The organism is Streptomyces europaeiscabiei (assembly GCF_001550375.1).
In the GTDB taxonomy this organism is placed as follows: domain Bacteria; phylum Actinomycetota; class Actinomycetes; order Streptomycetales; family Streptomycetaceae; genus Streptomyces; species Streptomyces europaeiscabiei.
On the sequence record NZ_LRTR01000833.1, the window covers coordinates 1 to 26,443 of the forward strand.

A 26,443-nucleotide genomic window follows, 5' to 3' on the forward strand; every position below is an offset into this window, starting at 1 on the left:
CGACGTGGCGCGCACGCTCGCCGGGCGCGCGGGGAGAGGTTCCGTGCGGGCCGCGATCGTGGCGGGAGGCCGCGCCGAACTGGCGGACGGGCTGGACGCGTTGGCCGACGGTCGACCCCACGCGCGGGTCATGGTGGGCGACCGGGATCTCGCCGGACGCGGCCCGGTGTGGGTCTTCTCCGGGTACGGCAGCCAGTGGTCCGGCATGGGACGCCGACTGCTCGCCGAGGAACCGGCCTTCGCCGCGGCCGTGGAGAAGCTCGACGCGCAACTGGCCCCCGAGTGCGGGCTCTCCCTCTACGACCACCTTGCCGCGGGTGGCGACCTCGACCGTCTGGAGGTCGCCCAACCCGTCCTCTTCGGCCTCCAGTTGGCGCTGGCCGAGCTGTGGCGGGCGCACGGGGTCGAGCCCGTCGCCGTCATCGGACACTCCCTGGGCGAGGTGGCGGCCGCGGTGTGCGCGGGCGCGCTGGAGGTGTCGGACGCGGCCCGGGTCATCGCCCTACGGGCCCGGCTGCTCAGCGGGCTGCGGGGCGGGGCGATGGCGGTGGTGGACCTCGCGGACGACGAACTCGTCCTTCTGGAGAGGGACTTCCCGGGCGTGCACGTAGCCGTGCACTCCTCGCCCGGCCAGAAGGTGGTCACCGGGGAGGAGGAGGCGGTGGCCCGGCTGGTGCGGCGGCTGGAGGAGGAGGGGCGGGCCGCGCGTGCGATGCGTGTGGTCGGGGCGGGCCACTCCCCCCAAGTGGAGCCGCTCCTGCCGGAGTTGACGGCTGCGCTCGCGGACATCCGGGCCGGGCTCCCCCGCGTCCCCGTCTACTCCACCGTGCTGGACGACCCGCGCGGCGACTGTGTGTTCGACGCCGCGCACTGGGCCGCCAACCTTCGGCGACCCGTACGCCTCGACCGGGCCGTCGCCGCTGCCGCCGCCGACGGCCACACCGCGTTCGTCGAACTCTCCCCCCACCCGGTCCTGACCCGGGCGATCACGGACACCGCCCCCGGAACGCTCGCCCTCGGCACCCTCCACCGCGGCGCCGACACCCCCGCCGACTTCCTCACCCAGGTGGGCACCCTGCACACCGCCGGGTACCGGCTCCCCCTTCCGGCGGGCCGCGTCATCGACCTGCCCGGGCCGCGCTGGCGGCATGTGCGGCATTGGTGGACGGACGGCAGGCCGGGGGCTCCGGCGGCGGGCTGGGCGACGGCGGGGGCGGAGGGGCGCCGCGAGCCCGGTGGGATCCACGTGACGGCCGAGGGCCGCGAACCGGGCCGGGTCACCGTGACGACCGAAGGCCGCGTGGCGTCCGGACGGCACATGGCGCAGGCGGACCGTCCGGCGGCAGGAGGCCACGTCGTGGCAGGGGGCCCTGGACCGGATGGCGGCCGGCAGCCGGACGGGCGCCGTGGACCGGATGGCAGCGGCGGGCCACAAGGGTGGCGGATCGGGGAAGACGTCTCCGTCTGCGCCCGACTCCGTCACCACATCGCCGCCGTCACCGGGCATTCCCCGACCCGCATCACCCCGGCCACCGCCCTCGCCGAGCTGGGCCTCGACTCCCTGATGGCCGTGCGCATCCGCGCCGCTCTGGAACGCGAGTTCAGCATCGAACTCCCCCTGCGCGACCTGCTGGGCGCCGCGACGGTCGAGGACGCGGCGGCCCGCATCATGCGGGCGTTGCCGAGGGAGACGATGCCGCCCGGAGACGTCGAGCGGCCGGTGTCGCCGACGAGGGCGGCATCCGCCGCGGACCTCCGGGCGCAGCCGCCAGGACCGGCTCCGGCCGGAAGCATCCACGCCGTACCGTCCGCGAAGGCGCAGGGGGCGACCCCGCCGACGCGAACCCCACGCCCTCCAGGAGCGGTCGGCAAGGCCTCGCCGACCCGGCCCGAGGGGGCGTCGCGTGAGAACCCCCTGCACCTTCCCCTTCACACCGCCGGCTCCCACCCCTGGCTTCGGCGCCTCGACACGCCCGGCCCCCACCCCTCGATCCAGCCCTCGGACACCCCCGGCCCCCACTCCCCGCTCTTCCTCGTCCACGCCGCCGGCGGCACCACCGACGTGTACCGGTCCCTCGTGGAACGGCTCGGCGGGGAGCGGCCGGTATACGGGCTGGAGCGGGTCGAGGAGGCCCGTACGGTCGCGGAGAAGGCGCGTCGTTACGCCGAGACGGTTGCCGCCGTGCACCCCGACGGACCCTGCCTGTTGGGCGGTTGGTCGTTCGGCGGCTTCGTCGCCCAGGAAGCGGCGCGCCAGCTCACGGCCGCCGGGCGGGACGTACGGCTGGTGGTCCTCCTCGATTCCGTACGGCCGCTCCCCCGCCCCGAGGGCACGCCGGCCGAGCGGATCCGCGCCCACTTCACCGGCTTCGCCCGCCATGCCGCCGACGCCTACGGGGTCGAACTTGCCCTGCCGTATGACGAGTTGGTCGCGACGGAGGACGACGGCGAGCGCGTCGACACGGTGCTGCGGGCCCTGCGGGAGGCGGCCGACGTGCCGCAGGCAGCCCTCGATCACCAGCGGGCCTCCTATCTGGACCTGCGGATCGGCGAGGCGCACCGGCCGGGCCGCCACGACGGGCGGGTGGTGCTGTACCGGGCCACCGAGCCGGCCCCGCACACCGTGCGCGACCCGGCATACGAGCGGGACGACGAGGCGCTCGGCTGGGACGAGGTGTGCCCGCGTCTGACCGTCGTCCGGGTCGCGGGTCACCATCTGTCGCTGCTCGACCCGCCGTACATCGACGAGATCGCCGCCCATCTCCGGCAGGAGCTCGCCGGGGAGACCCGCTGAACCCGATCCGAGGAGAGCCGCCGTGCCCGACCGCACCGACCGTACCGACCTCACTACCCCCACTGACCTCACTGCCCCCACCGACCTCACCGATCGCCTTGGCCGTACCACCGGAATGTCCCGACGCTCCGTCACCAGGGCGGCCGCCACCACCGCCGTGGCCGCCCTCTTCGGCGTGGCTGCCACCGGCACGGCCAGGGCAACCGCCCACCGGACCACCACCGGCCGCACCGGCACCGGCCGGTCCGCCTCCGCAGCCACCACCCCGGCCATCCCCACCGCCCGGTCCGTCACCCGGCTCGGCCCCCGTACCCTCGACGTCTCCCTCCCCTCCGCCGCCCTGGGCCGCAACGCCCCGGTCCGGCTGATCCTCCCCTCCTCGTTCGACGCGCGGCCCGCCCGGACATACCCGGTGCTGTATCTGCTCCACGGCGCCCACGACGACTACACGTCGTGGACCCGGGAGACGGACATCGAGGCGTTCACGGCGGGCCGGGAACTGATCGTGGCGATGCCGGACGCGGGGCCGACCGGCATCCCCACCGCCTGGCGGGGCGGCCCGGACTACGAGACGTTCCAGGTCGGCGAGGTCCCCGCGCTGCTGGCCCGCGACTACCGGGCGTCCGGGGTCCGGGCGGTCGCCGGGGTCTCCACCGGCGGCTACGGGGCGATGGCGCACTCTGCACGTCACCCGGGGGCGTTCGCGGCGGCGGCCTCGTACAGCGGCATCCTCGACACGACGGCACCCGGGGTGCCGACCCTGATGGACGCCATCGTGGCCCGCGAGAACCTGGCACCCCTGTCGCTGTGGGGCAACCCGATCCTGAACCTGCTCACCTGGCGGGACTTCAACCCGCGTTCCCGGGCGGCGGGACTGCGCGGCACCTCCCTGTACGTGTCGAGCGGCAGCGGAGTGGTCGGCGGCATCGGCGACTGGTTCCCCGAGGCGCTGGAGAGCGTGCTGTGGCCGTCCGCCCACGCGTTCACGGACACGCTCGCCCTGCTGCGGGTCCCGGTGACCACCCACTTCTACGCAGGCGGAGGGCACGGCTGGACCTATTGGAAGCGGGAGTTCGCGGCGTCGTGGCCGGTGCTCGCCGGTGCGCTGGGGGTGCCGGCGTGAGGCCGGTGCCGTCGGGGCACGGAACGGAGCGCAGGGGACGTCCGTCCAACCCAGGACTGACCCCTCGCCCCACGGGCACCGGCCCGCGGGTGAGCCGCTTCCGGGTGAAAGGAGGGTCCGCCTTGGCTGCCCCCACCCCGCCGTACGACGTACCGAACGGTCCCGGCGCCGCCGCTGTACCGCCCGAACTGGCCAAACTGCTGCGCGACCACTTGGAGGATGTCGCCGACCAGGTGGGGGAGGAGGTGTGCAGACAGGTCCCGGAATACGCCTCCCGGTCGGTTGACGGAGCGAGCCGCGCACTGCTCAGATCGGGGGTCGTGCAGGCGCTCACCCTGTTCGTCGACCACATCGCCGATCCGCGCGGCCGGGGAGACTCGATCACCGCGATCTACCACGAGTTGGGGCGCGGCGAGGCGCTGGAGGGCCACAGCCTCGAAACTCTGCAGTCCGCGCTGCGGGTCGGAGGGCTGCACGCCTGGCGGCTGCTGGGCCGCACGACGGAGGAACTCGGGTTGGACTCCTCGGTCATGGCCGGGCTGGGTGAACTGGCGTTCCGGACGGTGCACGAGGTGGCCGAGGCCGCGGCGGCGGGGTACGCGGAGGGGCAGCTGCGCAGCACGGACGAGTTGGAACGGCGCCGGGGGCGGCTGCTCGCCCTGTTGCTGGGCGAGAGGCCGGTGTTGCCGGAGGCGGTGCGTGACCTGGCGCACGGCGCCCAGTGGTCCGTGCCGACGCACGTCGCGGTCGTCGTCCTCGCGGCCTCGCCCGACCGGCGGGAGGAGCGGCCGTTGGCCGCCGCCGGGGCGCTGGTGGACATGGAGTCCCGGCCACCACGGATGCTCGTGCCCGACCCGGACGGCTCGGGCGGCTTCGGCGGCCGGGCGTTCACGCTCGCGCTGCGGGGGCGGCCGGCGGCGATCGGGCCTTCGGTTCCGCTCACGGAGGCCGCCCGTTCGCTGCGCTGGGCCACCCGTGCGCTCGGGCTGATGGGGCGCGGCATCCTGCCCCGGCAGGGTGTGGTGCGCTGCGCCGACCATCTGTCGACGCTGCTGCTGCACAGCGACGAACCGATGCTCGACCAGCTCCGGTCGCAGGTCCTGGCCCCGCTGGACACGGTCGCGGAGGGGCCGCGCGGCCGACTCGCCGAGACCCTCCTGGCGTGGCTGCTCGGCGGCAGCAACGTGCCCGATGTCGCCGCCCGCCTCCACATCCACCCGCAGACGGTCCGCTACCGCCTGCGCCAGCTGGAGAAGCTCTTCGGCGACGCCCTGCACGACCCCGGCACCCGTCTGGACCTCATCCTCGCCCTGCGCGCCGAGGCAATGCGGGACGACGACACGTTCACCGAATAAGAATACCGACTCACCTCGGCACAAAAACAAAGACGAATATTGAATTCCCGTCCATAACACTCGGCCTGGCCAAGCGAATACCTTCGGGACGTCCTTTCCACAGGCGCACTCCGCGCCCCACCCTCAAAGGATCCCCATGCGTATCCGCTTGTGCCTCGCCGCCCTCTCGCTGGCCGGCGGGGCCGGACTGGCCACCGTCTCGTCACCCACGGCCACGGCCGCGGCCTGCACGGACATCGACGTCGTCGCGGCTCGCGGCACGTTCGAGCCGGGCACGCTCGGCTTCATCGTCGGCGACCCCGTGTATTCCGCGCTGCAGAAGAAAATCACGGGCAAATCCCTGTCCAGCTACAAGGTGAACTACCCTGCGGACCTTTCCCTCACCTCGGCCGCACAGGGCAACACGGATCTGGTGAACCATGTCAGGAGCCAGGCCGCCTCCTGCCCGAACCAGCGTTTCATTCTCGTCGGCTATTCGCAGGGCGCGAACGTCGTGGACAACTCCATCGGTATCAGCAGCGCCGGCGCGGTGGTCGGCAGCCCCATCGTGGCCACCATCCCCGCCACGCTCGAACCCCGGGTCTCCGCGGTGCTGCTGTTCGGCAACCCGATCCGGGCCATCGGCAAGAGCGTCACCGGCACCTATCAGAGCCGCACCATCGACTTCTGCGCGGCCGGTGACCCAGTCTGCGAGAACGGCGGCGGGGACGTGGGCGCCCACCTCGGCTACCGCGCGAACGCCGACGCGGCGGCGGCCTTCGCCGCGACCAAGATCTGACCGCACACACCAAGGCGAAGGGCCCGGGAGATCCTCCCGGGCCCTTCTTCCATGGGGGTGATGGCTACTCGGGGTCCCGCGCGAACTTGGTCAGGCTCGTGGAGACCGGCTCGGGACGGCCGTTGTTCTGGGTCGGCGCGGCGGTCAGTACGTCCAGGTGCTGGTAGCCGTCGGCGACCACGGGGTCCAGGTCGGCCGGGACGCGGCCGGCCAGCAGTCCGTCGCCCGCGAGCACGGTGAGCGTCGGGTTGGCGGTGAGCCCCGCCGGGTGGACGACGAGCCGCTTCACCTGGGGTGAGGTGGCCAGTTGGAGGTCGGTGACCAGCTTGGTCGGGAAGTACTGCTCGGTGAAGTCCAGCGGCTGCCCGGCCATGCTGCGGGCCAGCTCCTGGATGTCGGTGACCTCCTTGCCCGCGCCGGTGAACGGGGTCCCGTCGGCCGACCGGTACCCGGGGTCGTCGGCGTCACCCACCCGGTCGTAGTTCCGCCAGGTGTAGAGCGGGCCGCCCGGCCGGTCGGGGATGGCCTTGTACTCGCCGCCGAACAGGGCCGGTTGCTCCTCACCCCCGTTGGCTACGGGGAAGTTCTTGTCGACGACCGGCCCGCCGTCGAAGAAGCCCACGCTGCTCTGCAGGAATGCCAGCGGTACGGAGTGGTCGTCCATCAGCGCGCCGAGAATCGCCTCGTTGGTGAGCCGGAAGTCCTTCACCGCCGGTGAGCCGGAAAGGAAGGTGGCGGTGTCCTCGGAGAACAGGAAGCGGTTGCTGACCTCGATGTTGGTGTTGAGAGGCAGCTGGTCCGGCAGGGTGGCCTCGCCGTCCGGGTCCTGCAGCGCGCCCAGGCCGGCGATGGCCAGCAGCGTCATCATCTCGGGGTTGAGGAGCACCGGCGCGGACAGCGAGCGTGGCAGCAGTCCGCTGTCGAGCCCGGCCTGCACCGCACCGTGTCCGAGGCCCACGTCGGGCAGGTTGGTGTCGTCCGGGATGCTGCCGCTCAGGTCGGCGAGCGAGGTGGAGACGGTGGTGTCGAGGGCGAAGTAGCCGGCGCACTGGTTGTACCCGGCGTCCGCCGTGGTGGACCGGTCGCCGTCGAGGTCGGCGGTCGCGAAGTACCCGGTGATGACACCGCCCAGGGAGTGCCCTCCGCACAGCACCTTCTCCTTGCGCACCCGCTGGTCGGGCAGCTCGGCGGTCAGCAGGTCGTACTGGTCGCGGACGGTTCGCTCGATGCCGAGCCTCGCCATCCAGCCCAGGTCCGCGTTGCCGACGAACCCGTCGAAGGTGCGGCCCGCGACCTGCTTGTCACGGTAGTAGTAGTCGACGGCCGTGTGCTGGTCGCCGGAGGCCACCCCGGTGCGGTCCTCCAGGCAGTTGGAGCGCCGGTCCAGGGCCCAGAACTCGACGTGCCGGCCCTGTGCGGCGGCGCGGGCGACGGTGTTGCGGGCGACGCTGTCGAAGGCTCCGGCGCCTTCGAGGATGCCCGGCTGGGCGACGAGGATCCGGTCGGCGTCGGTCGAGGCCGCCGGCCCGTCGGCGGACCGGTAGCGCAGGTACGACAGCCAGTCGCACGCCGTCGGCCGCGCCCCGAAGGACGCCGGCAGTGGCGCTCTCACCCGCACCACCGTCTCGGTCACCCCGCCGACCGGGCTCGTCGACGCCACGGCCGTCTCGGTCCGCGTCTCCTCGCCCCGGGCGTCCGGGGCGGCCCCGGCCACCGCCCCGACGGTCAGCAGCACCGCCGGCGCGGCACCTCTCAGCGCCCTGAGGCTCTTTCCTCTCCTGCGACTCGTGTTCATGCTGGGACGGTAGGACCGCGGCAACGGCCCCACCGCCCCATGCTCACAACAACGCAGCTACCGTCGGCACCTTTGTCACCAGGCTCCAACTCACTGTGCTACGGCCATGGTTACAGCCCGTCGCTGACCATCGCGGCGACGATCCGGACGTGCCGGTCGGCCGCCGTGCCGGAGAACTCGTTGTCGTAGTTCAGCCCGTACGGCCAGAAGTGGCCACCGCCGGTGGAGATCTTCGCGCTCGACCCGTCGTACTGCCGGACGAGCGCCGTGGCCCGCACACCGGTCCACGTGCCGCTGCCGCCCAGTCGCGACCAGCCCGAACTGGTGCCCACGCCTATGGTGTGCGCGATCTCGTGCAGTGCGGTCCGCTCGTTCATGTAGCTGCGGTTGCTGCCGAAGCGGATGGTCCCGTTGATGTTCCCGTCGGCGGTGGGGACGCCGGGCTCGTAGCGGACGGTGATGTTCTTCCCCAGGTCGCTGAGGTTGTTGTACCGGGCGATGGCGGCGTTCATGGCCGATGTGATGAGGTTGTACGCCGTCTGCTGGTCCTGCGTCGGGTTGCTCGCCCGTACGAGGGTCCACGTGATGGTGGCCGCCGCGGCCTGCTCACGGGGCACGGGCGCGGCCTGCGGTGCGGCGTGCGCGACACCGGGTCCGGCGAACAACGCGGCCGCCAGCGCGGCCAGGACCACCTTCTTGCGCGGTGAGTTCATCGGGGTCTCTCCTGCGTTTGGTGGGGGGATGTGGGGGATGCTCAGGCACCGATCCTTCCGATGCCTGCCCCGGCCCGTACGAGGGCCGGGACGTTCGCGGCGGGGTCCAGCGTGTAGGGGTAGAAGGTGCGCGGCTCGGTCACCGTGCCGTTGGTCTCGCAGGTGCCGGACCCGGCGAAGAGGTTGTTCCGCTGGACCAGCCGGCCCGGCCCGGAGGCGTCGTAACCACTCGCGGAGTAGCAGGGGTTGGGGACGCCCTCGAAGTGGTTGCCCTCGACCACGACGCCCGCGTTCATGGTCGAGGCGACGCCGTAGACGGCGTTCCCCTTGTAGTAGTTGTTGTAGACGTGCACCGGTTCGCCGAAGCGGACCCGAGGGTGCCGTTGCCGTGAGCCGTCGAAGAAGTTGTGGTGGATCGAGACCTTCAACTTCCCCGCGTCCTGGCTGCCGTTGCCGTCGGAGTGGCCGAGCAGCATGCTCTTGTCGGTCTTGTTGAACCAGTTCCAGGACACGGTGACGTACTCGGCGCCGCGCACGACGTCGACGGCCCCGTCGAGGGGCGCCACGAACTCGTTGTGGTCGATCCAGATGTGGTGGGACTCCTGGCCGACGTTGACGGCGTCGTCCTCGGCGCCCGTGAACCTGAGGTTTCGCACGATGACGTTGTAGGAGCGATAGAAGTCCAGGCCCCCACCGTTGATGACGCCGGACGACCCGACGCCGACGATGGTCTTGTGGGGCCGGACGCCCTGCTTGCTGGTGATGTCGACCGTGCCCTGCACCCGGATGACGAGCGGGCCCACCGTGTCGATGTACTCCAGGAACTGCTCGGTGGTGGTGGCGGTCACGGTCGCGCCGCCCGCTCCCCCGGTGGTGCCGTTCTGCCCGAGCGCGTCGACGGCGGCGAAACCGGTGGGGGATGCCTCCACCCGGGGTGCCGCTTCCGCGCCGGCGACGGTCTCCGCCCCGACGGGCGCGGTCGCGCCGAGCAGCAGGGCGAGCGTGAGCGCGGGGACTGTACCTGACGACCTCATGTGGTCTCTCCCGGGACGAGTGGGGGACGTTCCTGGGCCGTGCCAATCAGTCGTGCGAATCCGTCGTGCGAATCCATGCGCACAAGGACTAGAAAGCGCTTTCAGTTTCCTGAATGCTAAGCACGTGTTTTGGCCATGTCAACGGAATCGCGTTCGCCTCATGTTGTGGAAGGGAGTGTCGTGACCCCACGACATCGCATCGTCAGGGCATTGGCGCCCATGGTCCCCCTGGTGCTCGGCGCCGGCCTGATGGCCTCCCCGCCGGCAACCGCGGACGCGACGGTCCCGGCGGCGCAGAACGCCGTCACCGTACGGATCGACCCGTCGTACCAGCAGCAGGAGTTCGAGGGGTGGGGCACCAGCCTCGTCTGGTTCGCCAACGCCACCGGCAACTACCCGGAGCCCATCCGAAGACAGCTCGTCGACATGCTGTTCGGTGAGGACGGGCTCAATCTCAATATCGCGCGCTACAACATCGGCGGCGGCAACGCCCCGGACGTCCGCAAGGACTACATGAAGGCCGGCGCGACGATGGACGGCTTCTGGAAGGCCCCCGAGGGCACCACCCGGCAGGACATGGAGTGGTGGGACCCCGACAACCCGGACCACTGGGACTGGGACGCCGACTCGGGCCAGCGCTGGTGGGTGGACCAGGTCAAGGACAAGATCACCAAGTGGGAGGCGTTCAGCAACTCGCCGCCCTGGTTCCAGACCGTCAACGGCTATGTCTCCGGCGGCTTCGACGCGAACACCGACCAGATCCGCGCGGACCGTGTCGACGAGTTCGCCGCCTATCTGGTGCGTGTGACCGAGGAGATGGAGAAGCGGCACGGCATCGACTTCGACACCATCGCCCCGCTGAACGAGCCCAACACCAACTATTGGGGCACCCAGATCGGCGCCAACGGCCAGCCCACCGGCGGCCGTCAGGAAGGCGCGCACGCGGGCCCGGCCCTCCAGCAGAAGGTCCTTCTCGCGCTCGACAAGGCGCTCAAGGGAGCCGCGACCGACGCCGAGATCTCGGCGATGGACGAGACCAACCCCACGATCTTCACCCAGAACTGGAACGCGTACGACGCCGCCGCGCGGGCGGCCGTCCCCCAGCTGAACGTGCACACCTACGGCACCGGCATGCGCACCAGCGCGCGTGACATCGCCAAGGGCGCGGACAAGAAGCTCTGGATGAGCGAGGTCGAGGGCACCTGGGGCACCGGCAGCGACTTCACGAGCATGGAGCCGGGCCTCGGCATCGCCACCCGCATGGTGGACGACATGCGTGAACTGGAGCCCTCCGCCTGGGTGTTCTGGCAGCCCGTCGAGGACTCCATTCCGCAGGCCGCGGCCGGCAAGAACTGGGGCAGCATCCACGTCCCGTTCAACTGCACGGCCACGGACACCCTGCAGACCTGCCCGATCCGGGCCAACTCCAAGTTCCACACCATCCGGAACTTCACCCACCACATCCGCCCCGGCGACCGGTTCGTGAAGGTCGACGACCCGTCCAGCGTCGCTGCCGTAAGGAAGTCCGGCCGTTCGGCCACCGTGGTCCATGTGAACAGCGGTACCACCGCCCGTTCCGTCACCCTCGACCTCTCGCGCTTCCGCAAGGTCGCCTCCGACGCCACCGTCACCCCCGTCGTGACGAGCGCCGACGGCGCCCTCGTCAAGGGCACCCCGGTCCCGGTGACCGACCTCTCGGCCACCCTCGACGTCCCCGCCAAGTCCGTCACCACGTTCCTGGTCGAGGGCGTCCGCGGTGCGGCGAAGGACGCCGCCCTCGTCCAGCCCGACCACGTCTACCGCCTCCAGGGCACGCAGAGCGGCAAGTCGCTCACCCCGTCGCAGGACGGCACTGGTGTCGTTCTCCGCACGAACGACGCCGCGAGCACCCGGCAGCTGTGGTCGGTGGAGCAGCTGACCCCCGGCACCGACAACCGCGAGCGCTACACCTTGACCAACACCGGCACCGGCAGGCGGCTCGCCGTGCGCGACAACCAGGCCGTCCTCGACGACCCGGCCGACGGCGAGGTCCCCGCGGCCGCGCAGTGGGTCATGTCGACGACCGGCGACGGCAGTTGGACGTTCGTGAACGCAGCCACGGGCCGTCTTCTCGACGTCACCGGGCAGTCGTCGGCGGACGGCGCCAAGGTGTCGACGTACACCCCGACCTCGGCGAACAACCAGCTCTGGGCCGTGCGGGACGAGACCGTGCGGAGCACCGAGCCGGCCGAGGCGTTCACCGTCCCGGAGGTGCGGCCGAAGCTTCCGGACACGGTGACTCCGGTGTTCCCGGACGGTGCCCGGGGCTCCCTGCCCGTGGAATGGAACCTGCCGGCGGACCGCAAGTGGCGCAAGCCCGGGACCGTACGCGTCAAGGGTGAGGCGACCGACGTCCTCGGCCGGAAGATCCCCGCGGAGGCCCTCGTCACCGTGGACACGATCGCCTCGACCGTCCCGGGCCGCGCCAAGACGTACAAGGGAGGCGAGCCCGCGCTCCCGACGACGGTGGTCGGCGTCGGCCGGCACGGCGGCCGGACCAGCCTCCCGGTGACCTGGGACAAGGCACCCGACGGGGCGTTCGACAAGACCGGCGTCGTGACCCTGTCCGGTACGGCGGAGGTGGTCGACGGCTCCACGGTCGACGCGACCGTACGCGTCCAGGTCACCGAGGCCGCGGAGACCAACATCGCACCCGACGCGGGCGTCTCCGTCGCCGCCACCTTCACCGAGAGCGGCTACTCCGCCGAGCGGCTGCGCAACGGCAACACCGCCGAGAAGGCCTGGTCCAACTGGAGGTCGGGCACCAAGAACCCGTCCGACACGATCACCTTCGGCCTCCCGAAGGCCCGCGACCTCAACCGGATCGTCGCCCACTTCCACCGGGACGGGACCAACGTCTCCTTCCCCCAGAGCCTGAAGGTGCAGGTTCAGGCCACCGCGAACGGTCCGTGGACCGACGCGGGCGGTTCCGTCGCGGTCGGCACGGAGGGCACACCGGTGATCGACGTCCCGCTCGACGCGGGCCCGGTGACCGGCGTGCGCGTGGTCATGACCGCGCGTCAGGGCGGCTACATCACCATGGGCGAGATCGAGGTGTACGCCAGGACGCCCGGCGTCTCCTCGGACGCCGCCGCTTCCTCCGTCGAGGTGGCCGGCAAGCCGATCGGCTCCTTCGACCCCGACACCACCACCTACCGGGTCGTCACCGACGACCCGGCCCGGGCGGAGGTCACGGCGACGGCGCGCGACCCCTACGCGACCGTCACCGTGGACAGTGCCGACAGCACCGACGGGTCCGGCCGGAGCTCGGCCGTCGTCACCGTACGCAGCGAGGACGGTTCGCAGACCAGGAAGTACCGGATCGAGCTGGTACGAGGCTGAAGCGACCGGCGGGGACCGGTGACGGTCCCCGCCGGCCGGCGCGCGTCCCGGGTCAGGTGCTCGCGCAGGTCGCCCCGTTGAGCGTGAAGCTCGTCGGTGCGGTGTTCGTGGCGCCCTTGCTGCCGATGAACCCGGCCGTCACGGAGCCCGCGGCCGGGATGGTGGAGGTGTAGGAGACGGGCTTCACGCTCACCGCGCCGGCGCTCTGCGTGGCGGTCCCGCCCCACATGTTGGTGATCGTCTGCCCGTTGGCGAAGGTGAAGGCCAGCGTCCAGCCGCTGACGGCGGTGGTGCCGGTGTTGCGGATGACGATCTCGCCCTGGAAGCCGCCGGGCCACTCGTTGGTGGCCCGGTACGTCACGGAGCAGTTCCCGGCGGGTGTGCTGCCGCCCTCGTCCGTCGTGACGTTCACCGTGCCCGACCGGTTCGACCGGTTCCCGGCGGCGTCACGGGCGTAGACGGCCAGGGTGTACGCCGTGTCGGCGGTGAGGCCGGTCAGGGTGACGGAGGGGGTGGTGGAGGCGGCGAGCTTGGTCTCGGTGGAGCCGCTCACCCGGACGACGTCGTAGCCGGTGACGCCGACGTCGTCCGTGGCGGCGGTCCAGGAGAGCGTGGCGGAGGTCGCCGTCACCGCGGAGGCGGTCGGGGTGCCCGGGGTGGTCGGCGCCTGGGTGTCGCCCGGGGTGCCACCGCCGAAGACCGTGGCTTCCTTCGCCGTCTGCGCGATGCCGTCGGCGCCGTTGAAGATGCGCTGGCCCCAGGCGCTGAGCCGCGTGGGGTCGAAGCCGATCGACAGATCGAGGACCGGGTCGGTGTTGCCGCTCCAGGACCAGGCCAGATAGCCGAGGTCCAGCTGCTCGGCGGTGGCCATCATGGTGTCCTCGTCCGGATCGCCCCACTGGTCGGCGGGTCCGCCGAACTCGCCGATGAGGAGGGGCAGTCCGGCGTCCACGAAGGCGCCCAGGTAGTCGGTGATCTCGGCGGCGGTGTCGAAGACGCTGTACATGTGGATGGAGAAGATCAGGTTGCCGGTCGTGTCGGCGTCGTACACGGACTGGGCGTTGGCGCGCATGACGCCCTGCCAGTCCTGGCCCCAGTTGGGCGCGTCCACCATGATCGTGTGCTCGAAGCCGGCGGCCCGCAGTTTCTGCACGGCGGCGATGGTGGGGGCGGTCCAGCCCGCGGGGTCGGTGTTGCCCCAGGGCTCGTTGCCGATGTTGACGATGACGTAGTTCTCCTCGCCGGCGAGGACGTCCTTGAGGCTGATCCAGTAGTCGGCCGCGTGGTCGAGCGTGCCGGCCGCGGCCTCCTCGCCGTATCCGGTGGTGTCGTGCACCTCCAGGACGCAGATGAGCCGGTTGGCCTTGCACTGGGCGACGACGTTCGCCACGTCGGCGGGGCTGTTCCTGGTCCAGCGGTGTCCGTCGGAGAGGACGACGCGGACGGTGTTGGCGCCGAGCGCCTTGATGTCGGCCAGCGACTGCGTCTCGCCCGGATACCAGGTGTGGGGGTGGTTGACGCCGCGCATCACGAAATCGTTGCCGTTGCCCTCCAGCAGCCGGCCGTCGCTGATGTGCAGGCCGGTGGCCCGGACGTCGGGCGCCGACTGGGCCAGGGCGACGGCCGGGGCGAGCACTCCGACGAGCGTGAGGCCGATCAGGCCCGCGAGCCCGGCCAGAAGGGTGCTCAGGGGGTTTCTCCGCTGCGTGCTTCTTCCCGTTCTCATTGCGACTCCAGGTGGGGGTGGGCGCCGAGAATTTCAGGCATCAAAGGTCCGAGGATGGCATGGGAGCGCTCCCATGAACCCATCTCGTCCGGTACACGTCAACCCTTCGGGCGGGCTCAGCCCCTCAGACCCGCCCGGACCGCGGCGGCGACGACCGCGTCCCGCTCCGCGCCGGTGAACCGGCCCTCGGACACCCACCCGTCGGCGAGGGCACGCACCGCCCGCACGAACGCCTCGGAGGTGGGGAACGGCGCCTGTGCCCAGAGGACGTCGAGGAAGGTCCGGCCGTCGCCACGCGTACGGTTCGGGACGCCCGAGTGCGCCGTGCCGAACACGACGACGGGCTCGGAGCGCCTGAAGTAGGCGTGGTAGCGGACGTCGTCGCCGACGAAGAACGGCGCGAGGGTCAGCCCGTGCGTGGTGAAGTGCAGCGGCCTGCCCTCAGGACGGACCGCGTCCGCGAGATCCCCGCGCAGGGTGAAGTCCTTGTAGAAGGAGAAGCTCCGGAACCCGGCCTCCTGGCTCCGCGCGACCAGCAGCAGCGGACCGAGGAACACCGACTGGACCGTGGGATCGTCCAGGGCCCGCTCCACCCGCAGCCGGTACGGCGCGGAGATCCCGACCCGGTCGCCGCGCCGCCAGTTCCGGCTCAGCGTGAGATACGACCCGGGCACCGCCTCGACCCGCTGCCGGACCCCGTTGACCGTGACGGTGAAGCCGCCCGTGGCCCAGGACGGCACCCGCAGCCTCAGGTCGAACGTGCCCCCGCCCTCCCGGAACGTCAGGGTGCGGACCCCCTCGGCCGGATAGGCGCTCGCCTGTTCGATGACGAGGCCCCGCTCCGGCCACCGCAGGGTCGAGGCGAGATACAGGTTCACGTACAGCGCGTCGCCGTCGGCGGAGCGGAAGTACACCGAGTCCTGGTACTTGGTGTGGTTCTCCATGCCGGTGCCGCCGCAGCAGGTGCCGGTGTTGCCGTACTCGCGCACGACCCCCGGGCCCATCCCGACGAAGTAGGTGACCTCCGGGCTGCCCGTGCTCGCCGCGTCCCGGCGGGAGGCGAGGATGTGGTTGGTCAGACCCCGCTCGTAGTAGTCCATACGGGCCGCGTCAGGCTCCCGGAAGAACAACTGCCGACTGAGCTTCAGCATGTTGTACGTGGCGCAGGTCTCGGCGTTCCTGTCGTCCAGCGTGGCCGCGATGGCGCCCCGCGCCTTGAACATCTCGCCCTGTCCCGTGCCGCCCAGGCTGTACGTCCGGGGTCCGGCGACCATGCCCCAGAAGTTCCGCGCGGCCTCGGCGTACCGCTCCTCCCCCGTCTCGTCGAACAGCCGCAGATATCCGGTGAACTGCGGGATGTGCTGGTTGGCGTGCCGCCCGTCGAGGATGTCCCGGTCCTGGGCACAGGCGTCCAGCAGCGCGGTGTTGTCGAAGCAGCGGGCGGCGGCGAGGTGTTCCGCCTTGCCGGTGAGGGCGTGGAGGTCGGCCATCACCTCGTTCATGCCGCCGTACTCACCGGCGATGTAGATGGACCACATGCGCTCCAGCTGCGCCTTGGGCAGCCCGCCGAGTCTGCTGTGCACCCAGTCGCCCATCTTCGAGGCGATGGTCAGGGCCTGCGCGTTCCCGGCCAGGGTGTGCGCGTCGAGGAGACCCCGCATGATCTTGTGGCAGGTGTAGTACGGCGCCCAGATGGCCGGGTACGTCGTGTAGCTCTCCAGCAGGATGAACTGCGTCTCGGGGTACGCCGCCAGAAAGCCGGGGTGACTCGGTCGCGGCGTACCGCGCTCCGCCAGCGCCGTCTGGCACTCCCCCAGCGCGCCGACCAGGTGGTCCAGCTTGGTCTTGAGGGCCGCCTCCCGGGTGTCCGCGTACGCCTGGGCGACGAGGGTGAGGAAGTGGCCGCCGTAGTGGCCGCGCAGATTGCCGTCGGAGGTCTCCCAGCCGCCGGGCGGCAGGGCGCCCCGCGTGCCGAGACCGGCGTTGGCGCGGAAGACGGCCAGGATGCGGTCGGCCGGGTAGGACCGGGCGTAGCCCAGCATCAGGTCGCGCTTGGCCTTGAACACCCCGTTTCCGAGGGTGACCTGGTCCAGGGGGAAGGGGCGTACCGACCAGGTGGAGGGGATGGGCTGCGGGGCCGCGGGGGCCTGGGCAGCGGGGGCTTGCTCGGCCGGGGCGGCGTGCGCGAGTGAGGTCGCCTGTACGAGGGGGGTGGTGGCCGCCGCTCCGGCAGCCAGGGTCAGCAGCCTTCGGCGGGTGGGGGGTTGGGACATGCGTCTCGACTCCGATCGTCGGTCGTTCGGCGGGTGTGGGGGCTGGACGGGTGACCGCCCGCTCGACGAGGCAGGCGGTCACCCGGCAGTCATGAAGGGCCCGTCACGTGAGGTTGGTCAGGGAGGGCCCGTCACGGTGACGGTGGCCGTGGCGCGGTACGTGGTGCCCGCCACGGTTCCCTTCACCTCGAAGGTGCCGGGTTCGGCGTACTGCCCCGGCTCGACCGGGTCCCAGGTGACGCCGGCCCGGCTGTCCTTGGAGCCGTCGTTGTAGGTGGCGACCACGGTGGCCGGGAGCGTGGGCGCCCGGCCGGCGCGGGTGGTGACGTGCTCCTCGCCGATGCTGGTGATCTCCACCGCGTCGGTCTGCCGTACCCACACGGTCGCGGTGACGGGCCGCGCGGCCCGGTCGGCGATGCCGGTGATCCGTACGCTCGTGCCGCCCTCGGCGACCTGCGCCTCGGTCAGGGCGGGCCAGACGACGGGCGAGCGGGCCGTGGAGCCGTCCCCGTACACCAGCGTCACCTCGCCGGGCAGTTCCGGGATCGTGCCGCGCGGGGTGGGAACGTGCACCTCACGCACGGAGTCCGGCGTCTCGGCGTACACCTTCCACTCCTGGACGCCGAGGGCCAGGTTCGGATGCCCCGTGAGCCGGGCGCGCAGCGCCGTCGTCGTGACGGGGGTGAAGGTGGTCCGGTTGTAGCCGTCCTCGGCGGTGCCGTAGCCGCTGGGTGCGGAGACCTCGCGCCAGGTGTCGCCGTCCCGGTACTCGATGACCCAGGACGCCGGAACCCCGACCCCGTCGCCCGCACCCGGCTGGGCGTCACGGAAGAAGTACAGGTCGGAGCCGTCCACGCGGACCGGGTCCGCCCAGGTGTACTGGACCCACTGGGTGCCCTTCTCCGGCCAGCTGCCCCAGCGCGGCGCGTCGGAGGACGAGGCGGGTTCCCTGCCGTCGTTGATCGCGGCCACGGACTCCCAGCCGGAGGTGTAGGAGGCCGTCGCGGTCGCAAAGGGCGCCACGTTCACCTGCCCGTCGGACCGTCCCTCCGCCTTGACCACGACCTTCTTCGACGTCTCCGAGGAGCCGTCGGTGGCGGTGAGTTCGAGGGTGTAGGTGCCGGCCGCGGTGAAGCGGGCGACGGTCGTCGAGGCACCCGGGTCGTCGAAGATGACGGCTCCGCCGTCCGGGCCGTCCGTCGCCTTCCACCCGGCGGAGAGTTTCCGCTCCGGCAGGCCGTCGTCCTCGACGATGCCCGTCAGCCGGACCTGCCCGGGACGGCTGTACGTGGTGTCCTGCCATGCCTCGACGTAGGGGGCATGGTTGCGGGCGGCCGGGGGCCGGACGCCGGTCTCGAACGCCTGGATCTCCTTCAGCCCACTGGTGTGCCCGTCCCGGTGACGCATCAGCACCCGCAGCTTCTGCGTCGTCACCTGCTCGAAGCGCACCTGGTTGAGATTGGCCCTCGGGTGGACCGGCGTCCTGGCGGGCCGGGCCACGTCCTGCCACCGCCCCTCACCGTCCTGGAACTGCACGGTGTAGAGCGCGGGCTCGGCGTATCCGCCCGGCCGTTTGTCGCTGGAGAAGTGGAGGCGGACGTCATCGACGTCCCGTGCGCGCCCGAAGTCGATCTCGTACCAGTCCTCGGCGTTGCCCGAGCCGCGCGCGCCCCAGTGGGGCTCGTTGACGGTGAACCCGTCGACGGCTCCGGCCACGCCCCTCCCCTCGGCCTCGTGCGAGGCGCGGGCCGTGGCACCGGAGGCGAGGTTGTCCACAGCCGTGCCGGTCAGGTCCCGCCCGGCCTTGGCGAAGAGGTCGGTGACCCGGTCCTCACGGCCGTACTCGACGTCCTGCGGTGCCGCCACGACCGTACGCAGCCCGGTGGTTCTGGCCTTGGCGCCGCCACCGTCCGGGAAGGTCACCTTGCGGGTGACGGGGTCGTAGACGAGGTGGGTGAGGCGGTCGGCCGTGAGGGCGAGCTTCCCGTCGAGGTAGAGGGAGTAGCCCTCGGGGACCTGCCGTCCGTACGGCCGCTTGCCGTCACCCGGCTCGTCCCACAGCACCGCCACGTCGGTGCCCCGGTAGTTGATGTCCGTGACCGCGAAGTGCGGCCAGTCGACGTCGATCGGTGACAGCTCGATCTTCCGGTCGTCGCGCGGGCGGAAGCCCATCGCGTCCTCGATCACGGTCCAGTTGGTGGTGCCGAGGATGGTGTGGTGGATCCAGGAGCGGTAGCCGACCTTCTGCGGGTCGGCGCTGCCGTCGGCCCAGAACTCGTTCTGGTCGGGCCACCGGTTGTCACCGTCGACGTACTGGGCCCAGGCGTTCCAGGAGAGCAGCTTCTTGTACCAGGTGCGGTCGATGTACTGGTTGGGGTACTTCCGCAGCACGGAGGAGAGGAAGCGGAAGGTGACCGTGGAGTTGATGACGGAGAAGTTGTTGCTCCCCGGATGCCCCTGCTCCGCCGCCTCCGCCTTGTCGGCCTGGTTGGCCGTGAAGAACGGGAAGACCGGGTACTGCTTCGCGTCCGCCCACAGCCGCAGGGCTTCGAGGTACTGCGGGTCCTCGTCCGGCGTGGGCATCAGGCCCACGCTGTACGGGTAGTAGTTGTTGATCTCCTTCCAGGGCACCGGGCTGTCACTGGCCACGTGCCGGTGCTTGAGCAGCTTGTCCTCGGGGTCCCAGAGATGTTCGAGGACCGCGTCCTTCACGCGCTCGGCGATGCCGCGCATCTCCTCGGCCCTGGTGTCCTCGCCGACCAGGTCGTACGCGCGGGCGGAGGCCGTTGCGTTGCTGTACACGTACGCCGACTCGGCCCGGTCCAGGTTCCCCGGCTTCCAGTCGAACGACACCGCGTCGGCGTCGTTGCCGGTCATGGCGCCCCAGTCGTACTCGATCAGTCCGTTGCCGTCGTGGTCGTAGGCCGCGAGCTGCCCCTTGACGTCCTTCTCCGCGTACCGGGCGAGGTTGCGCGGGATGCCGTCGGGCCCGCCGTGCACCTGGTAGGAGCGCCAGGCGGCCTCGGAGATGTACTGGGTGTAGCTGTTGGACCAGTTCTCCGGATCGCCCGGGTTGTCGGAGTACTTGCCGTTCTTCGAGACCTCTCCGGCCGACACCCAGGGCCCGTACGAGTAGCTCGGGTCTCTCAGGTACTTGAGGTCGTCGACGAACATGCCGACGGTCAGCGCGATGGCGTTGTTGTAGCCGAGCACACCCTCCATGGAGGTGGGGAACTGGTAGTCGCTGCCCGGGATGTCGGCGTCGAGGTAGTTGTAACGCAGCAGCCACCAGCGGTAGTAGAGCGTCTTCTCGATGTTGTCGTCCGGGAGGTCCATGAACGGCAGGTTCTCGGCCCACCAGCGGTTGTAGGCCCGCACATGCCCGCGGAACGCGGCGACCGGAGCCGCCCGGCGCACGGAGTCGTACGCCGGCCGGGACTCGGTGATCTCCTCGGTGACGAAACCCAGTTGGACCTTGGTGGTGAGGGTGCGGCCCGCCGGGACGGTGAGGGTACGCGTCAGTGCCTCGCCCTCGGGCACGAAGCCGTCACCGCTCAGCCGGGGGAAGACCGTGGTGAGGTTGTTCTTCGCGGCCACCGTGCCGGTGAGTTCGCGGCCCTTTGGAGTGCCGGTGTACGGGGACGAGGCGCGCAGGGTGATCTCGCGGTTCGCGGACCCGGCGTTGGTGAGGGCCAGGTTCGTCACGGCGACATTGGCGTCGGTGATGAACTTGGTCTGCGTGACCGTCAGCCCCGTCGCCTCGTGCGTGAACTCACCGCGCCAGTGACTGGGCGTCTGCGTCCGGGAGTCGGTGTTCTCCCTGAGGGTGAGCCGCTCGCCGTCCACGGCCAGGTCGACCGTGTACGCGGCCCGGTTGTCGATGCTCTCCCAGTACGCGACCTTGCCGCCGAAGCCGAGCCGCGCGGGATCGTGCTCCTTCATGAACACCGCCCGGCCCCGGGTGAACAGCCAGTCACCCGCCGGGTCGTCGCCCTTGCGGGCCAGCATCCGGTCCATCCAGAAATCGGTGCCGTTGCCTGCTCTGCGATCGGCGTCGTACTGGGCGCGCATCGTGCGACGGACCGTGAACCCGGCGGGTAACTCCGGGACGGGCTCCGCCGATCCGGAGTACACGGGGTAGCCGATCGCCGAGTTGTCGGCCCGAGCCGGAGCGGCGGCGAGCGGGACGAGCAGCCCGACGGCCAGCGCTGCGGCCAGGGCCGCGCGCCGGTGCCGTCCTCGTGGTCCGCGCACGGCTACCGCCCCCGCTCGGTTTCGCTGCCGCTGTCCGGGCTCTCGGACCGGCCCTCCTCGGCCGTCGTCGGCAGCCACACCCGCATCGTCGAGGGCCCCCTGTCTGCCCAGGCGTGATAGGGCACGAGGACGATCCCGGTGGGGCGGGCGGACCGCTGTCCGGTGGGGTGCCCCAGCGGCTCGTACGGCCACGCCGCCTCGCTCTGCCCTGCCGGTACGGCGACCTCCCCGGCGACCACGACCGTGCCGCCCGTCCCCTCCGTACCGTAGCCGCCCGGCCCGTCCTCGGGGTCGGCGGACGTGTCCACGCGGATCGCGTCGACCTCGTGGCCGTCCGGGAGGTCCACGGACTCGGCGCAGTACACCAGCGGGCCGCGCTGGACGGCCACCGTGCCGCGTACGGCGTCGATGCGGGGGTCGGCGTGGATCCAGCGCGGGGCGACGGGCAGTTCGAGCCGTATCTCGTCGCCGGGCCGGAAGATTCGGGTGAGCGCCGTCGTGCCCGGGGTGACCGGGCGGCGTACGCCGTCGGGGCCGGCCAGCCACGCGGGTGCGCCCGCCGCCCACGCGGGCACCCGCAGCGACAGGGTCCAGGGGTGGGCCGGGGAGCGGTCGATCCGGACGGTGACGGTCCCGCCGGACGGGTAGTCGGTGCGGACCCGCAGGGCGATGCCCCGGCCGCCGGCGAGAGAGGTGGCGAGGTCGGCGTCGGCGTACTGGTGCAGTTGCACCCCCTCGTCGTCCGCCGTCGCCAGGTAGGCCGGCAGGTGGGCCAGGGTCCGTGCCACGTTGGTCGGGCAGCACGACACCGCGAACCAGGGGGCGCGCAGTCCCGAGTCCGCCCGGGGGCTGTCGACGTCCGCACGCGGTGCGACGCCCCGGTGCCGCCGGTGCAGCGTGTTGGCGTAGAAGAAGGACCGGCCGTCCCCGGACGGGGAGGTGGCGACCACGTTGAACAGGGTCCGTTCGACGAGGTCGGCGAAGCGGGGTTCGCCCGTGGCGAGCAGCAGCCGCCAGCCGAGCATCACGGAGGCGACGCCGGCGCAGGTCTCCGAGTAGGCGCGGTCCGGGGGCAGGACGAAGTCGGCGCCGAAGGACTCGTCGCGGTGGTGGGAGCCCATGCCGCCGGTGAGGTAGGTGCGGCGGGCGACCGCGGCCTCCCACTGGCGTACGACGGCGGCGAGCAGGTCGTCGTCGCCCCTCTCCACGGCCACGTCGACGGCTCCGGCGGCTAGGTAGAGGGCGCGGACGGCGTGGCCGCGCAGGACCGTGGCACGGCGGACCGGGACGTCGTCCTGGAAGTAGGCGCGACCGAACTCGCCCTCGGCGAGGGTGCCGTGGCCGCGCCGTTCGACGAACAGGGCGGCCTGGTCGAGGTAGCGTTGCCGGCCGGTGAGCCGGGCCAGTTCGACGAGGGCCGACTCGATCTGCGGATGACCGCAGACGGCCTCGGTGCCGCCCGGCCCGAACGTGGCGCAGACGTGGTCGGCGGCCCGCTGGGCGATCTTCGAGAGTTCGCCCTCGCCCCGGGCGCGGGCCTGGGCCACACCGGCCTGGACCAAGTGCCCCTGGCAGTACAGCTCGTGGCCCTCTTCGAGGTCGCTGTACCGGGCGGGCTGTCCCGGGCGGCCGAAGGCGGTGCTCAGATAGCCGTCCGGGTCCTGGGCGGGGGCGACGAGGTCGGTGAGGGCGGTGATCTCGGCGTCCAGCGGGGCGCCGTCGCCGTTCGCGGCCTCCCAGGCCATGGCTTCGAGCAGCTTGTAGACCTCGGAGTCGGCGAACTCCCGGCCACGCCGGTCCCGCCCGATCCTGCCCTCGACCGCGGCCCGGAAGTTGCCGGTCCAGCCGACGCGGTCCATCCAGTCACGGCAGTGGCCGAGCGTGGCGGTCGTGTTGGTGTGCCGTCGCCGGGCCCAGAACCCCCCGGTGATCCTGACCTCGTCGAGGCCGAGCGGCCGCAGCCGGCCACGGGTCGGCGCCACGGGCAGGACGGTCGACGTCACCGCGTTCTCCCTCACCTGTTCATGCCTTCGGTTCGTCCCTTCGGTCGTCGGTGGGCGGTCCGCGTCGTCGTGTCGCGCGGATGCGTCGGCGCGGCGGGTCGCTCGTGTACGCGTCAGCCCTTGAGCGCGCCGGACATGAAGCCCCGGATGTAGTGCCGTTGCAGCAGCAGGAAGAGGAGCAGACAGGGCACGGCGAGGACCACCACGCCCGCCTCGGTCGCGCCGTAGTCGACGGCGCCCATGCTCTGCTGCCGCAGATTGGCGACGGCCAGCGGCAGGGGTGCCTTCTCGCTGTCGGAGATGAGGATCAGGGGTGCGATGAAGTCGTTCCAGGCGGCGAGGAACGCGAAGAGCCCCACGGTGATCAGCCCCGGCCGCACCGCCGGGAGGAGTACCCGGCGTAGCGCGCCCGCCGTGCCGCAGCCGTCGACGAGCGCCGACTCCTCCAGTTCGCGCGGCACCGCCTCGAAGGAGATCCGCATCATGAAGGTGGCGAACGGCAGCTGGAACATGGCCAGGACGAGGCTCAGCCCGATCAGCGAGTTCTGCAGGTGCAGCCTGCCGAGCAGGACGTAGAGCGGAATGAGGAGGGTGGCGTACGGAACCATGAGGATGGCCAGGGTCAGCAGGAACAGCAGGTTCTTGCCGGGGAAGTCGAAGCGGGCGAAGGCGTAGCCGCCGAGCAGGGAGACGCCGAGGGTGAGGGCGACGGTCAGCGCCGAGACGACCGTGCTGTTCAGCAGGTACTGCCACAGACCGGCGTCGTGGTCGAGCAGCGTCCGGTAGTTGCCGAGGCCGTAGCCGTCGTCCTGTGCGGTGCCGGGCTGGGGGCTGACCGACGCCCAGGTGTTCCACAGCAGCGGGAAGAGGAAGATGACGGCCAGGCCTCCGGCCACGACGTAGTACGGCGTACGGCCGAGGGCGCGGGCGGGCACGGTCGGGGTTCCTCTCATGACTCGTCGGCGCGGCGCAGGCCGCGGAACTGGAGGGCGTTGAGCAGGAGCAGCACGGCCAGCACGATGATCGACAGGGCCGCCGCGGTGCCGAGGTCCAGCCGCTGGAAGGCCTCGCGGTAGATCAACTGCACGACGGTGACGGTGCTGTTGTCGGGGCCGCCCTTGGTGAGGACGAAGAACTGGTCGAAGGCCAGCAGCGATCCGGTGACGCACAGCAGGAGGGTCAGCGCGAGGGAGGGGCGCAGCAGGGGCAGCGTGATGGAGCGGAAGATCTGGGCGCGGCTCGCGCCGTCCATCCGCGCCGCCTCGTACACCTCGTGCGGGATGCGCTGCAGGCCCACGAGCAGGATCAGCATGTAGAAGCCGGCGAACTTCCAGACGATGAGGAACACCGTCGACAGCAGGGCGGCCGTCGGCGTGCCGAGGAAGGACACCTCTTCGTCGACGAGGCCGAGCCCTTGCAGGATGTCGCTGAGCGGGCCGGTGGTCGGGCTGTACAGCCCCCAGAACAGCAGGGACGCGGAGGCCAGGCCGAGGGCGCCGGGAAGGAAGTAGACCGTACGGAAGAAGCCGGCACCCGGACGGGACTCCTGCACGAGCAGGGCGAGGAGCAGCGCCAGGCCGAGCAGGACGACGGTGACGACCCCGGTGTAGAGAAGGGTGAAGCGGACGGCGGGCCAGAACAGCGGGGCTTCGGTGATGTCGGTGTAGTTCTCGGGGGCGTTGACGCCCCGGTCCCCGATGAGCAGCGGCCAGTCACTGAGGGACATCTGCCCGACGAGCAGGAGGGGCAGCAGGAAGAACACCCCCACGAACACGGCCGTGGGGGCCGCGTAGGCGAGGCCCTGGACCTTGCGGGACCGCCACCGGGGCGTCGGCGCACGCGGCGGGCGGCCCCGGTGTTCCGGCCGGGGCCGGTGCGCGGTCGGCACGGACTCGGCCACCTTCACCTGCATGCCTCTCCTCTGTTGACGGTCGCAGGGGGCGTGGGAGGGGGGTGGTGCCGCGTGTCCCACCCGGCCGTGGCGCCGGTCCGGGTGCCGTGCCTCAGTCGGCGAGCGACTTGGTGACGGCCTCGTTGTCCTTGTCCACGGACGCCCCGTCGCCGAAGACGGCGTCGCGCATCAGCGTCAGCCAGGGCCCGTTGGGGTCGTTGAAGGTCTGGCCGAAGTTCAGCGCGTACGGGGTCTGCCCGTCGGCGACGAGTTCGTTGATGGCGACGAGGCGGGGATCGGCGTCGGAGTGCTTGTTGGAGGCCAGATCGGTGCGGGCCACGACGTCCTTGTGCGCGGCGACGACGTCGACCTGTGCCTTGTCGCCGAGGGTCCAGGCGAGGAAGTTCCAGGCCTGGTCGGTCCTGTCGCTGGTCGCGGCGATGCCGATGGCGTCACCGCCGACGAACGTGGACCTGCCGCCGTCGGGGCCGGGGATGGGTGCCACACCGAGGTCCAGATCCTTGGGCATCAGCCCGAGCGTGGTCGACGGCATGGGCATCACCCCGACCTTGCCCTTCGGGAAGATCCCGGTCCAGGTCGTGCCCGTCTCGTCCTTCGCGCCGGGCGCGACGATGTCGTCGTCCACCCAGCCCCGGTAGGTGTCGTAGACCTTCTTGGCGGTGGCCGAGGCGAGTCGCGCCTCGGTGCCGTCCTCGTTCAACACCTCCTCGCCGCCGGCCCAGATCGACGGCCACCACGTGAAGACGCCGCAGCCACCGCAGTTGCCGCCGAAGAAGGTCCCGTTGACGTCTCCGCCGAGGGCGTCCACCGCGCGCGCCTGCTCGTCCCACTCGCCCAGGGTCGTGGGCGGCTTCTCGGGGTCGAGTTTCGCCTTCCGGTAGAGGTCCTTGTTGTAGAAGAGCACCGAGAGATCCAGGGTGTGCGGCACCACGTACTTCTTGTCCTCGTACGTGCCGGCCCTGATGTGGGACTGGGCCAGGTTCTCGGCGAAGGGCAGGGCGTCGACGCGTCCGGTGAGGTCGGCGAAGAGGCCGCTGGAGGTGTAGTTCGGGACGAAGACCACGTCGGAGGCGAACAGGTCGGGCAGATCCCGGGAGCCGGCGGCGGCACCGACCTTGGCCTGGTAGTCGTCGGTGGGGACGACGGTCAGCTCGACCTTGTTCTTGTGGCTCGCGTTGTACGCCTTGACCAGCGCCTCGCTCTGCGGCCTGGTCGCCGCGCGGGTCCACATCGTCAGCGTGGCGCCGTCGTCGACGCCCCCGGCCTTCGCCGGCCCGCCCCCACCGTCGCCGTCCGAGCCGC

At 71.4% G+C, this 26,443-nt stretch carries 15 protein-coding genes; 5 read left to right on the forward strand and 10 right to left on the reverse strand.

The features are described 5' to 3' along the window. From AWZ10_RS42080 to AWZ10_RS42095, 4 genes are all read left to right on the forward strand, one after another. Positions 1-2,794 (forward strand): acyltransferase domain-containing protein (locus AWZ10_RS42080; RefSeq protein ID WP_159058557.1); only part of this gene is annotated, 2,794 nt, incomplete at its 5' end. 115 nt (positions 2,795-2,909) lie between these two features. Beyond that, positions 2,910-3,917 (forward strand): alpha/beta hydrolase, encoded by a 1,008-nt coding sequence (locus AWZ10_RS42085; protein ID WP_107417609.1) that lies wholly within the window; start codon positions 2,910-2,912, stop codon positions 3,915-3,917. Positions 3,918-4,039: 122 nt separating this feature from the next. Further along, positions 4,040-5,272 carry a PucR family transcriptional regulator gene (locus tag AWZ10_RS42090; protein ID WP_046708150.1) on the forward strand — a complete coding sequence of 411 codons (1,233 nt, stop codon included), beginning with the start codon at positions 4,040-4,042 and terminating at the stop codon, positions 5,270-5,272. Between the two features lie 136 nt (positions 5,273-5,408). Beyond that, positions 5,409-6,050 carry a cutinase family protein gene (locus AWZ10_RS42095; protein WP_046708149.1) on the forward strand — a complete coding sequence of 214 codons (642 nt, stop codon included), beginning with the start codon at positions 5,409-5,411 and terminating at the stop codon, positions 6,048-6,050. A gap of 64 nt (positions 6,051-6,114) precedes the next feature. Here the strand turns inward: AWZ10_RS42095 and AWZ10_RS42100 are convergent, their stop codons facing one another. The 3 genes from AWZ10_RS42100 to AWZ10_RS42110 all read right to left on the reverse strand — a co-directional run bounded on the left by AWZ10_RS42100 (position 6,115) and on the right by AWZ10_RS42110 (position 9,592). Continuing rightward, entirely contained in the window at positions 6,115-7,845 is a 1,731-nt protein-coding gene (locus tag AWZ10_RS42100; protein WP_060893753.1) for a hypothetical protein, read from the reverse strand. Positions 7,846-7,955: 110 nt separating this feature from the next. Continuing rightward, positions 7,956-8,558: a hypothetical protein gene (locus AWZ10_RS42105; RefSeq protein WP_060893754.1), complete on the reverse strand. Its 603-nt coding sequence runs from the start codon at positions 8,556-8,558 to the stop codon at positions 7,956-7,958. A gap of 41 nt (positions 8,559-8,599) precedes the next feature. Then, positions 8,600-9,592, reverse strand: a complete 993-nt coding sequence (locus tag AWZ10_RS42110) for a pectate lyase family protein (protein WP_060893755.1) — start codon at positions 9,590-9,592, stop codon at positions 8,600-8,602. Positions 9,593-9,811: 219 nt separating this feature from the next. On the opposite strand from AWZ10_RS42110, the gene AWZ10_RS42115 reads away from it, so the two are divergent. Continuing rightward, positions 9,812-12,973, forward strand: a complete 3,162-nt coding sequence (locus AWZ10_RS42115) for a glycoside hydrolase (RefSeq protein WP_060893756.1) — start codon at positions 9,812-9,814, stop codon at positions 12,971-12,973. A gap of 52 nt (positions 12,974-13,025) precedes the next feature. Here AWZ10_RS42115 and AWZ10_RS42120 read toward each other — a convergent pair whose 3' ends face one another. From AWZ10_RS42120 to AWZ10_RS42150, 7 genes are all read right to left on the reverse strand, one after another. After that, positions 13,026-14,699 carry a cellulase family glycosylhydrolase gene (locus AWZ10_RS42120; protein ID WP_060893757.1) on the reverse strand — a complete coding sequence of 558 codons (1,674 nt, stop codon included), beginning with the start codon at positions 14,697-14,699 and terminating at the stop codon, positions 13,026-13,028. 116 nt (positions 14,700-14,815) lie between these two features. Then, on the reverse strand, positions 14,816-16,972 hold the full coding sequence (locus AWZ10_RS42125; RefSeq protein WP_208618653.1) for a glycoside hydrolase family 127 protein: 2,157 nt from the start codon (positions 16,970-16,972) through the stop codon (positions 14,816-14,818). A gap of 117 nt (positions 16,973-17,089) precedes the next feature. Continuing rightward, the gene (locus tag AWZ10_RS42130) at positions 17,090-21,226 is read right to left on the reverse strand and encodes an Ig-like domain-containing protein (RefSeq protein WP_060893758.1); all 4,137 of its coding nucleotides are present in this window, start codon (positions 21,224-21,226) and stop codon (positions 17,090-17,092) included. Positions 21,227-21,228: 2 nt separating this feature from the next. Further along, positions 21,229-23,229 carry a glycoside hydrolase family 127 protein gene (locus tag AWZ10_RS42135; RefSeq protein WP_107417608.1) on the reverse strand — a complete coding sequence of 667 codons (2,001 nt, stop codon included), beginning with the start codon at positions 23,227-23,229 and terminating at the stop codon, positions 21,229-21,231. A gap of 113 nt (positions 23,230-23,342) precedes the next feature. Beyond that, entirely contained in the window at positions 23,343-24,164 is an 822-nt protein-coding gene (locus AWZ10_RS42140; protein ID WP_107084541.1) for a carbohydrate ABC transporter permease, read from the reverse strand. Between the two features lie 14 nt (positions 24,165-24,178). Then, positions 24,179-25,141: a carbohydrate ABC transporter permease gene (locus AWZ10_RS42145; protein ID WP_046705706.1), complete on the reverse strand. Its 963-nt coding sequence runs from the start codon at positions 25,139-25,141 to the stop codon at positions 24,179-24,181. Between the two features lie 91 nt (positions 25,142-25,232). Beyond that, the coding region (locus tag AWZ10_RS42150) for an ABC transporter substrate-binding protein (protein WP_060893760.1) at positions 25,233-26,443 on the reverse strand (1,211 nt) is incomplete at its 5' end.

Coding starts and splice junctions, on each gene's coding strand:
- AWZ10_RS42100 (WP_060893753.1), bottom strand. CDS start 7,845: ATGAACACGAGTCGCAGGAGAGGAAAGAGCCTCAGGGCGCTGAGAGGT.
- AWZ10_RS42120 (WP_060893757.1), bottom strand. CDS start 14,699: ATGAGAACGGGAAGAAGCACGCAGCGGAGAAACCCCCTGAGCACCCTT.
- AWZ10_RS42105 (WP_060893754.1), bottom strand. CDS start 8,558: ATGAACTCACCGCGCAAGAAGGTGGTCCTGGCCGCGCTGGCGGCCGCG.
- AWZ10_RS42095 (WP_046708149.1), top strand. CDS start 5,409: ATGCGTATCCGCTTGTGCCTCGCCGCCCTCTCGCTGGCCGGCGGGGCC.
- AWZ10_RS42110 (WP_060893755.1), bottom strand. CDS start 9,592: ATGAGGTCGTCAGGTACAGTCCCCGCGCTCACGCTCGCCCTGCTGCTC.
- AWZ10_RS42085 (WP_107417609.1), top strand. CDS start 2,910: ATGTCCCGACGCTCCGTCACCAGGGCGGCCGCCACCACCGCCGTGGCC.
- AWZ10_RS42115 (WP_060893756.1), top strand. CDS start 9,812: ATGGTCCCCCTGGTGCTCGGCGCCGGCCTGATGGCCTCCCCGCCGGCA.
- AWZ10_RS42145 (WP_046705706.1), bottom strand. CDS start 25,141: ATGCAGGTGAAGGTGGCCGAGTCCGTGCCGACCGCGCACCGGCCCCGG.
- AWZ10_RS42125 (WP_208618653.1), bottom strand. CDS start 16,972: ATGTCCCAACCCCCCACCCGCCGAAGGCTGCTGACCCTGGCTGCCGGA.